Annotated in this window: 6 protein-coding genes and 1 pseudogene; 6 read left to right on the top strand and 1 reads right to left on the bottom strand. The window is 68.8% G+C overall.

Going from position 1 to position 6,572, the window contains the following annotated elements; genetic code table 11:
- The coding region (locus tag ACIBVL_RS43060; RefSeq protein ID WP_399106718.1) for a sensor histidine kinase at positions 1-573 on the top strand (573 nt) is incomplete at its 5' end.
- Entirely contained in the window at positions 570-920 is a 351-nt protein-coding gene (locus ACIBVL_RS43055; protein ID WP_399106716.1) for a UBP-type zinc finger domain-containing protein, read from the top strand. The genes ACIBVL_RS43060 and ACIBVL_RS43055, both read left to right, overlap by 4 nt.
- Before the next feature lie 364 nt (positions 921-1,284).
- Here the strand turns inward: ACIBVL_RS43055 and ACIBVL_RS43050 are convergent.
- Positions 1,285-1,457: pseudogene (locus tag ACIBVL_RS43050) on the bottom strand (IS3 family transposase); the annotation flags it as partial.
- A 289-nt stretch (positions 1,458-1,746) separates the two neighbouring features.
- On the opposite strand from ACIBVL_RS43050, the gene ACIBVL_RS43045 reads away from it, so the two are divergent.
- From ACIBVL_RS43045 to ACIBVL_RS43030, 4 genes are all read left to right on the top strand, one after another.
- Entirely contained in the window at positions 1,747-2,322 is a 576-nt protein-coding gene (locus ACIBVL_RS43045) for a TetR/AcrR family transcriptional regulator (protein ID WP_399106714.1), read from the top strand.
- 168 nt (positions 2,323-2,490) lie between these two features.
- The gene (locus ACIBVL_RS43040) at positions 2,491-3,369 is read left to right on the top strand and encodes an alpha/beta fold hydrolase (protein ID WP_399106712.1); all 879 of its coding nucleotides are present in this window, start codon (positions 2,491-2,493) and stop codon (positions 3,367-3,369) included.
- Between the two features lie 652 nt (positions 3,370-4,021).
- Complete coding sequence (locus tag ACIBVL_RS43035) at positions 4,022-5,065, top strand: NAD(P)/FAD-dependent oxidoreductase (RefSeq protein WP_399106710.1); 1,044 nt, start codon at positions 4,022-4,024, stop codon at positions 5,063-5,065.
- 236 nt (positions 5,066-5,301) lie between these two features.
- Positions 5,302-6,558 carry an FAD-dependent monooxygenase gene (locus ACIBVL_RS43030; protein WP_399106708.1) on the top strand — a complete coding sequence of 419 codons (1,257 nt, stop codon included), beginning with the start codon at positions 5,302-5,304 and terminating at the stop codon, positions 6,556-6,558.
- Positions 6,559-6,572 lie beyond the last annotated feature (14 nt).

Below are 6,572 nucleotides of genomic sequence, written 5' to 3'. Positions count from 1 at the left end.
TTGATGTCCGAGATCGAGGACTCCACCACCCGCATCTCGCACCTCGTCGACGCCGCCAAGCAGTACTCCCAGCTGGACCGCGCCCCCTACCAGGTGGCCGACGTGCACGAACTCCTCGACAGCACCCTGCTGATGCTGTCGGGGAAGATCGGTCCCCAGGTCAAGGTCGTGAAGGAGTACGACCGGACCCTGCCGAGGATTCCGGCCTACCCGGCCGAACTGAACCAGGTGTGGACCAACCTGATCGACAACGCGGTGCAGGCCATGAACAGCGTCGGCGGGGAAGGGACGTTGACCGTCCGGACCGCGCTCGACCACGACCGGCTACTGGTGGAGTTCCGGGACACCGGGCCAGGGGTCCCGCCGGACATCCGGGGGCGGATCTTCGACCCCTTCTTCACCACCAAACCAGTGGGCGAGGGGACGGGGCTGGGGCTCGACATCTCCTGGCGGATCGTGGTCAACAAGCACCACGGGACGCTGCAGGTGGAGTCGACGCCGGGCGACACCCGCTTCCAGGTGCTGCTTCCGCTGACCGCCGTGGACAACGACACGACCGAGGAGCCGGAATGACCGACGTCAAGGGGATCGACCCGAGCGTGCCGCCGAGCGGTGACGGGTGTGTGGAGTGCGACGCGGCGGGCGGCTGGTGGTTCCATCTGCGGCGCTGCGCCCAGTGCGGGCACGTGGGGTGCTGTGACTCCTCCCCCGGCCAGCACGCGACCGGGCACTTCCGGGACTCGGGGCATCCCCTGGTGCAGAGTTTCGAGCCGGGTGAGGAGTGGTTCTGGAACTTCGAGACGTCCGAGCTCTACGAGTCCGGTCCGGCCCTGGCTCCCCCGGCCGCCCACCCTGCCGACCAGCCCACACCGGGACCGGCGGGGCGCGTGCCGGCGAACTGGGCGGACACGCTGCGCTGAGCCTGGCCGACCAGGGCTGTCAGTGGTGGACGTCAGGATTCATCTGTGCCGCAGAACTGTTCGGCACTCCACTCATCGGCCGATCGCGATGCCCCTGCCGCAGCTCCACGGTGCCGACGACGGCGGCATCCTCCTCCCCCTCCCCCGCAGGTCGACGACCGACATCGGTTGGCCGCCCCGCACGCGCTGCAGGTCGTCCCCGACGTCGGTCACCTCGACCCTCGCGGCGAGACCACCGGGATGGGCGGCGCGGGGCCGACTCGGACATGGCGTTGTCGCGGACGGCGGGATGGGGAGGATCTCCGCCCGGTGACCAGCAATGCAACCGTCAACCCGGTCGGTCAGAACCGTCAGGTGCATCCTGCTCGTCGATGAAGGCGACCATCAGCCGTTGCGGGGGTCGAGCTCCCCGACGAAGAAAGCTGTGGCCGCCTTCAGGATCACCACGTCCTCACGCAGCCGACGGTTCTCCGCCCGCAGCCGGCGGATCTCCCCGTTCCCCTCGATCGTGACCCCGGGCTCCTCGCCGCCGTCAATCCGTCAGCACCGGCGCGGTATTTGGTCGGGTACTCGCCACGGTGCTACAGCATCAGCCGGACGGCTCGGGCCCTCAGCTTGGGATCCATCTTCTTCCGCACGACATGCGTCCTTCCAACTCAGAAAGATGCGGCACCGAACCGGCCCCTACCTGGTCCACGCGGAGTCTCGATCAGTGCGTGTCTCTGACCCGTCGTCTTCCATCCGGGGAGAGGGCCTCACTGCTCTTCGGCGTCGGCCTGGACCCAAGTATTTGACCTGCAGGTCAAATACTTGCTACGGTAGGGGCATGGGAAGACCGAAGAACTTCGAACCGGACGCGGTCATCGCGCAGGCGATGGAGACGTTCTGGACCAAGGGCTACACCGACACCTCCCCGGCCGACCTCGTGGAGGCGACCGGGGTGGCCAAGGGCAGCCTGTACCACTCGTTCGGCTCCAAGCGTCAGCTGTTCGACAAGGCGCTGGACCGCTACAGCCTGATGCAGGCCGAGCGGGCCGTGGAGTGCCTGGCGCAGCCGGGCACTGCCAAGGAGCGCATCCGCGCCTACTTGACGCTGCTGATGGACGCGGACCTGGACGGGCCGGTGCGCCGCGGGTGCCTGGCCCAGAACACGGTCGGCGAGCTCGGGGGGCGCGACGCGGAGGTCACCCGTGCGGTGCACCGCCTGCAGGAGGGTGTGATCGAGCTGTTCGCCGCCCGCATCCAGCAGGGCCAGCGGGACGGTGACGTCGATGAGGACGTCGACGCCCAGGCGCAGGCCATGCTCCTGCAGACCACCCTCGCCGGGCTGCGCGTCATGGCCAGGACGTTCGACCGGCCGGCACTGTACCGGATCATCGACACATCCCTCGCGGGCCTCTGAGACACAACCCTCCGGGCGCCGGGCCTTTTTACGCCCTGATTTTTGACCTTGAGGTCAAGAATTTGTGGTTCTTCACGCCGGCATCCGAATCCTGATCAACTTCACAGACCGAACAAATCAGGAGAATGCCCGCACTTGGGCGTGCTCCTCACCTGAAAGGACAAGACCATGGAACGCAACGAGCTTCCCGACGCGACGTACACGAGGACCTGGAGCAACGGCCGCGGGGAGGTGCGGTTCTTCACTCGCGCCGACGGCTCGCGGCTGCGCTACTACACCGTGGGCACCGGCCCCGCGCTCGTGCTGATGCACACCGTGCGCGGCCAGCTGGACTACTTCCAGCGGGTGATCCCGCAGCTGTGGGACCACTACACGGTCTACGCGCTGGATCTGCCCGGGATGGGATGGTCCGACATCGTCCCCGGCGCACAGTACGAGGAGCCGCAGCTGCGGGCCGCGGTCGTCGAGTTCGTCCGCGGACTGGACCTGCACGACGTCACCCTGTCGGGTGAGTCACTCGGGGGCGCTCTGTCCCTGTCGGCATCGAACGACCTGAAGGACCGGGTCAGCCGGGTCGTGGCGTTCAACAGCTACGACTACCCCGAGGGCGGCAAGCGGGGGAACTGGATCGCCCGCGTGATGATAACCGCGGTGCTGATGCCCGTGCTGGGCCCGCTGTTCGCCACCATCGAGCCACTGCCCGTCCTGCGGGCCATCCTGCGGGGCGGCTACGTCGACAAGAGCAAGCTGCCTGAGGACTTCCTCGCTGAGCTGTCCCGAAGCGGCCGCCGCAAGGGCTACGACAAGGTGTCCCGAGCCATCTTCCGCAGCCTCAAGGGATTCGACCGGGCCCGCGAGCGTTATCCGCGCGTGTCGGCACCCGTCACCCTCGTCTACAGCGAGAACGACTGGTCCAAGCCCGCCGAGCGCGACCGCGTGGCCAACGCGCTGGCAGACGTTCAGCGCATCACCGTGCCCCGCACCGGCCACTTCTCCGCCATGGAGCGCCCCGACGAGATGGCGCGGATCCTGCGCGACGCCGCCTGACCCCAAACGACCGGCACCTCCCGCCCAGACATGAGGAAGCGCCACGACTCAGGCCGTCCCCCACCTCGACTTCGCCGGCATCTACGGGCCCGAAACCATCGAGCGGTTCGGGCTGCCGCCCGGCGGCATGCTCACCGAACGGGCGTCGTCGCGGTGGGGGATGTACGTGAACGCCGCCTTCGCGGCCCCCCGCCCTGATCGGTGCGTTGCCGCTGCCGGCCAAACCCGCGACCGCATGGAAGCCCAAACTCAATATTGCGGGCATCGTCGTGGTGAGCGAGGGCCGACCTGCCGTGCTTGACAACCCAGTACAGAACCGCCTAGGTTTCTGACTGTCCAGTACACAACGGTCCTGAGCCCACCGGACAGGCTGCGTGCACGCCTGGCGCGATCGAGGGCAATCCATGCCTTCGAATTCCTCCGCGCCGCCCGGCGTTGCGACGCCGTCCCAGGGTCGGCAAGGCCCGGTCTGATCCCCGCGAGCCTGGCAACGGCGCGTTTCATCGCCGTACGGGATCTGTACATCACGACCGTCCCGAGCAAACCGGGGCCGGGCTCTCCACAACAGCCCAAGACGGTCGCCGACCACATCCTCGGCTTCCTGAACAGCTGACCCCTCCAACCACCCAGAACTCGAAGGGCTGACCGAGCCATGAACGACAAGGAAACGCAGGAGACCACGGCTGTGACGACTGCTGCGTACGAGAGCGACGCACTGGCCGAGGGGACCGTCGACGCGGTGGTGATCGGCGGGGGCGCCGCGGGGCTGAACGGTGCACTGATCCTCGCCCGCTCCCGCCGCTCGGTCGTCGTGATCGACAGCGGCTCCCCGCGCAACGCGCCCGCGGAGGCCGTGCACGGCCTGCTCGCCCTGGACGGCACCCCGCCGTCCGAGATCCTCCGGCGGGGCCGGGAGCAGGTGCGCCAGTACGGCGGACGCGTCGTGTTCGGCGAGGTGGTCTCGGCCGAGCCCGCCGCCCCCTCGGCGGACGGGGACCTGCGCTTCACCGTCACCCTGGCCGACGGCCACCCCATCACCGCCCGCCGCATCCTGGTCGCCACCGGCGTGAAGGATGTGCTGCCACAGGTGCCCGGGCTCGCCGAGCACTGGGGACACAGTGTCGTGAACTGCCCGTACTGCCACGGCTGGGAGGTGCGCGACGAGCCCATCGGCATCCTCGCCACCGGCCCCGCCTCCGTCGGCCACGCCTATCTGTTCCGTCAGCTGACCGAGGACCTGACCTACTTCACCCGCGAAACCGACCTGGACGAGGACAGCCGCGCCCGCTTCGCCGCCCGCGGCATCCGCGTCATCGACACCCCGGTCACCGAGATTGTCAACGACACCGACGGCGCCCTCGCCGGAGTGCGCCTGGCCGACGGGCAGGTCGTGGCCCGCCGCGTCCTCGCGGTCGTCACGCAGATGCAGGCCCGCACAAAGGGCCTGGAAGGTCTGGGCCTGCCGATGCAGGACCTGCCGACGGGCCGCACTTTCGCCTCCGGCACGGCCGGCACCACCGAGGTACCGGGTGTGTGGGTGGCCGGCAACGCCACCAATCCGGTCGCCCAGGTCGGGGCCTCCGCAGCGGCCGGCGCACTGGCCGGCGACTACATCAACAGGACGCTGGCCACCGCGGACACCGACGCTGCCCTCCAGGCGAGCACCGAGGCAAGCCCCACAGCGGCCACACGATGATCCCCAGGCGCTGAGATCTCAGCCCGTCACCCGCCCGCCCCACCTTCACCGGCGAGAAAACCGATCTGCTTTCCCGTCTGGAAACTGATCAGTTCCCAGACGGTTCTCAGTGCTGCCCGGCAAGCAGGCATCAGGAGCGTCCCGCCGAGGTCAACGCCACCCTCCTCGACTTCCTCGCCCGCCTCGACGACCCCACATCCTCGGCTTCCTGAACGGCCGACCCCACCCCCCACCAGATGGAGGACACGACAGTGTCGGAGCACAATCCCATGGACAAGAACTCGCCATCGCGACAGCGGGCCCTGGTGGTCGGCCTCGGGATCAGCGGGATCGCCTCCGCGCTGCGACTGCATCGGGCGGGCTGGGACGTGGTGGTGCTGGAGAAGGCCCCCGAGCGGCGCCGCGGCGGATACTTCATCGCCTTGTTCGGGACCGGGCTCGCCGCCGCCGAACGGTTGGGCTTCGCCGATGCGGTGCCCAATCGCTTCGCTCCGGAAGGCGTGAGCTACGACATCGCCCGCACGGGCCGGCGGCGCCGCGGTGTGGGCTACGCCGATGTGTTCGGCGGGTCTCGCATGGTACTGCGGGGCGACATCGAGGACGCGGCCTTCACCGCCCTGCCCGACGAGGTCGAGATCCGGTACTCGACCGTGCCGACCGCGCTGGACCAGGACCTCGACGGGGTGGACGTCGAGATCCGCGACCTGACGACGGAGACGACGACCGTCGAACGGTTCGACCTGGTGGTCGGGGCAGACGGACTGCGCTCGACGGTGCGCCGGCTTGCGTTCGAGCCCGAGCAGAGCCCGATCCGTCGGCTGAACTACATGATCGCCGTGTACAGACTGCCCGAGCAGATACCCGGCTACCGCCCACAGGACGGGCTGAGCATGATCGAGGCGGGCCGATCGGTGTGGGTGTTCTCGTTCGCCGACCGTCCGCCGTCGGTGATGTTCTCCTATCGCACCGACGACGTGGACGCCGAGTTCACCCGGCCGGCCATCGACTCGCTGCGCGCCGCCTACGGCCCCGAGCCCACCGGCTCCACGCTCGGTTGGCTGCTCGACCAGTTCGAGAAGGCCCCGGACCACCTGTTCGACTCCGCCGAGCAGGTGCACCTCGACCACTGGCACCGCGGCCGAGTCGTGCTCGTCGGCGACGCCGCGTGGTGCCTGACCGTTTACTCCGCCATGGGGGCATCCACCGGCCTGGCCGGGGCGGACCTGCTCGGCACCATGCTGGAACGCCACCCGCACGACGTGCCACGAGCGCTGCAGGACTGGGAGGACCACCTGCGCCCGTTCATCGCCCACCATCTCGGCAGCGCTGTGAGCCAGCGCAATTTCTTCACTCCAGGCAACCGCGCCGAGTTGCTGCTTCGGTCCGTGATGATCCGCCTCGGCCGGCTGCCGGTCGTCGGCCGGCTGCTCGCCAAGACGAGGGCCAAGAGTGCGCGGATGAAAAGTCTGGATATCGCCGCCGCAGCAGCGTGACTGGCCCCTTCGAG

This window comes from Streptomyces sp. NPDC049687 (assembly GCF_044465285.1).
Classification (GTDB): domain Bacteria; phylum Actinomycetota; class Actinomycetes; order Streptomycetales; family Streptomycetaceae; genus Streptomyces.
The sequence above is the reverse complement of the archived record's forward strand: the minus strand, read 5'-3'. Positions and strand labels throughout refer to the sequence as shown.

What these genes read in the sequence shown, in the direction of transcription:
- ACIBVL_RS43055 (WP_399106716.1), top strand. Translation starts at nt 570, where the DNA reads ATGACCGACGTCAAGGGGATCGACCCGAGCGTGCCGCCGAGCGGTGAC.
- ACIBVL_RS43045 (WP_399106714.1), top strand. Translation starts at nt 1,747, where the DNA reads ATGGGAAGACCGAAGAACTTCGAACCGGACGCGGTCATCGCGCAGGCG.
- ACIBVL_RS43040 (WP_399106712.1), top strand. Translation starts at nt 2,491, where the DNA reads ATGGAACGCAACGAGCTTCCCGACGCGACGTACACGAGGACCTGGAGC.
- ACIBVL_RS43035 (WP_399106710.1), top strand. Translation starts at nt 4,022, where the DNA reads ATGAACGACAAGGAAACGCAGGAGACCACGGCTGTGACGACTGCTGCG.
- ACIBVL_RS43030 (WP_399106708.1), top strand. Translation starts at nt 5,302, where the DNA reads ATGGAGGACACGACAGTGTCGGAGCACAATCCCATGGACAAGAACTCG.